Here is a 2,693-nt window from a genome sequence, read left to right as displayed (position 1 = left end):
GCCGTTGACGTCGGCGCGGTCGGCGGTGACGACGCCGAGGTCCTTGTTGGGGCCGTGGTAGACGTCGAGGCCGGTGTCGGGGAAGTCGATCCAGCCGGAGTCGGGGGTCCGTCCCTTGACCGATCCGGTCCTCACGTCCTGCACGTCGGCGGTCTTTGCCGTGACCGTCCCCGGAGCACCGTTCCGGTCGTCGACCTTCACGCCGTCCGGGGTGAAGGTCACCCGGCCCCTGTCCGACGTCCCCTCGATCCACGGGGAGCGCGTCCCGCTCCCGAACTCCGGGACGAGCGCGTGGACGGTGGTGGTGAGGAAGTACCCGTGCTGCGGCTGCCCGCCGTTGTCCGTCCCGGCGATCAGCGTGTACGTGGTGCCGCGCTTCGGGGCGGGGACGGACCAGCTGAAGGACGTGTCGACCACCGGAGGCGCGGTGACCGCCTGCACGGCGTGGGCCGCCGTGCCGTCCGGGTAGCGGATCCAGTAGTCGAGGTTGCTGGGCCCGTTCCACTTCAGTTCGAGCCACTGGCCCGCGTCCGTGTCCAGCAGGGAGTACGTCGGACGGAAGTTGCGCGGGACCTTCGGGGACTGCTTGGCCAGCGCCAGCGTGGTGGTGAAGGAGTCCGTCGGCATGGCCGCGCTGCCGTCGCCGCCGCCGGTCCGCTCGTGGATCTTGACGAGGACCAGGCCGTCGCCCCGGGTGACGGGGATGTTCTCCAGCTTGAGGATGATCCCCTCGTTACCGGGCAGCGTGACCTTCTTCCCCGGCCAGGTGCCGTGCTGGGCCCGGAACACCTGCCGGGCGTCGTCCCAGGCGAACTTCGGTTCGTCCAGCCAGGGCGGCGGCGTGTACGTCATGGAGAAGCCCGGCGTGATCGCCGCGGAGTCCGCCGTCAGGTGATCGGGGTCGGATCCGACCGGGATCTCCACGTCGATGTACCTCCACTCCACTTCTTCCTGGTGGGTGTTGGAGACGATCAGGTACACCGTCCCCACGGACGGTGCCCCGTCGGACGACGCTTGCAGTGACGTCGGATCCGTGACGATCTCGTAGTGCAGCAAGGACGGCACAGCGCGGACTCCCTACCTCGGCGTTACACACGGTGCGGGCAGCGGACGCACAGCGGGCCCAGGGTGTCGCCACGTGCCGTTCAGGTCGTTCGAGGCCCCACGCCGCGCCCGAGGACAGGTGCCAACAGGCCTGTCGACGGTAAGCAGCCCCCACCCGTTCGAGCCTCGCGATCCCGTCGAGCTGGCCCGAACCGATCTCGATCTGGCCGGAACCACGGAAGCCGGGTTTCTCGGGTTCGGATCGATCAACACCGTTGACAGAAAGAAGAGTTGAGAGAAAATCGGCCAGGGGTCGGTGAGCGCCGCTCGCGTGTCAGGCTCCCCGGCCGCGAGCGGGCCGGAGACGTGCCGGCCGCCGTCGAGCTGCGGGGAGTCCACCGGATCGCCGCCGTACCCGGGGAGGGCGGTTCGGTCGCCGGGCGTCGGCCGGGGGCGGCCGGTGCAATGTCTGCCAAGTCCTCTTGCTCGTGGGGTCATGGTGAATCACAGGCGTTGACCGGAAGAGGTCGGATGTCGACCATGGCCGTGCAGAGTCCGACCGCTCGGGTCGTCGGACCCGTCCCGACCCCCCTTGGAGGGGATCGCCCATGCGCAAGTCACTGGGTACGGCACTCGCCGCCGCCGTCCTTGCCGTCGGCGGGTCGTTCGCCGCCGCCGGTCCTGCGGGAGCGGCGGAGGACGGCCGTCCGGCCGTGGGCTCGGGGCAGGCGGCGAGCGTCCGCCTCATCTGCTACTGGGCTCACGTCGCAGGCATCGGGTGGCAGAACGGCAGCAGCTGCAACGGCGCCGTCGCCGGAACCGTCGGCGAGGGGCGGGCGGTCGAGGCACTGAAGTTCAGCACCAGCGGCATGTCCGGACTGTGCGCCCGTGCACACGTGTCCACCCTCGGCTGGCAGCCCTGGGCCTGTGTCGGGGACGGCGGGATCCTCCAGATCGGCACCACCGGCCAGTCCCTGGCGATCGAGGCCGTCGAGTTCCTGACGGACGGCAGGAGCATGGACGCCGACGCGCACCTGAGCGGCTACGGCTGGCAGGGGTGGCGGAGCGGCGGGCGCGTCCTGGTCGGTACCACCGGTGAGAACCGTGCGATCGAGGCGATCAAGGTGATCGGCTGATCCCGGAGCCGAGGCCCGCCCGCCTGTCACGGTCGGTGCTCCGCGGCCCCTCGCGCGCCGTCCTGTTGGGGCGGCGCGCGAGCGTTTCGGGGTCATTCGGCGGGGATGCCGCGGAGGAGGAGGGGGAGGTGGGCGCCTCGGGTGAGGGCGTCGAGGGCCTGGGTGGTGCGGTGGTGTTGGTCGGGGGTCATGGCGTCGGTGAGTTGGGCGCGGTGGAGCCAGTGGACGGCGGTGATGGTGCGGGGCGGGCGGTGGCGGGCGACGGTGGATTCCTGGGCGGGGGTGAGTCGGCCGCCCCAGTAGACGAAGTTGACGGCTTCGGGGAGGTGTCGGGCGTCGACGTAGTCGGTGGCGAGGACGGAGCGCAGGGGGAGGACGAGGCCGGTTTCGGTTTCGGTGTGGCGGCGGGCGGCGAGGTGGGGGAGTTCGTCGGCTTCGGCGCTGCCGCCGGGGAGCATGAGGCCGGAGCGGTAGGTGGTGGCGACGAGGAGGATCGCGCCGTCGCGGTTGAGG

At 71.0% G+C, this 2,693-nt stretch carries 3 protein-coding genes; 1 reads left to right on the top strand and 2 read right to left on the bottom strand.

The annotated features are described in order from the left end of the window. Positions 1 to 1,065 (bottom strand): hypothetical protein (locus PUR61_RS18565; RefSeq protein WP_329880024.1); only part of this gene is annotated, 1,065 nt, incomplete at its 3' end. Between the two features lie 587 nt (positions 1,066 to 1,652). Here PUR61_RS18565 and PUR61_RS18560 point away from each other — a divergent pair. Beyond that, positions 1,653 to 2,180, top strand: coding sequence for a hypothetical protein (locus tag PUR61_RS18560; RefSeq protein ID WP_329880023.1), 528 nt, complete (start codon positions 1,653 to 1,655; stop codon positions 2,178 to 2,180). Between the two features lie 92 nt (positions 2,181 to 2,272). Here the strand turns inward: PUR61_RS18560 and PUR61_RS18555 are convergent. Continuing rightward, the coding region (locus PUR61_RS18555) for an NUDIX hydrolase (protein WP_329880022.1) at positions 2,273 to 2,693 on the bottom strand (421 nt) is incomplete at its 5' end.

The organism is Streptomyces sp. BE20 (genome assembly GCF_036322525.1).
Taxonomy (GTDB): Bacteria; Actinomycetota; Actinomycetes; order Streptomycetales; family Streptomycetaceae; genus Kitasatospora.
This window is presented reverse-complemented; position numbering and strand designations above follow the sequence as displayed.

Excerpts from the sequence above, each read along its gene's own strand:
- PUR61_RS18560 (WP_329880023.1), top strand. The coding sequence starts at position 1,653 with ATGCGCAAGTCACTGGGTACGGCACTCGCCGCCGCCGTCCTTGCCGTC.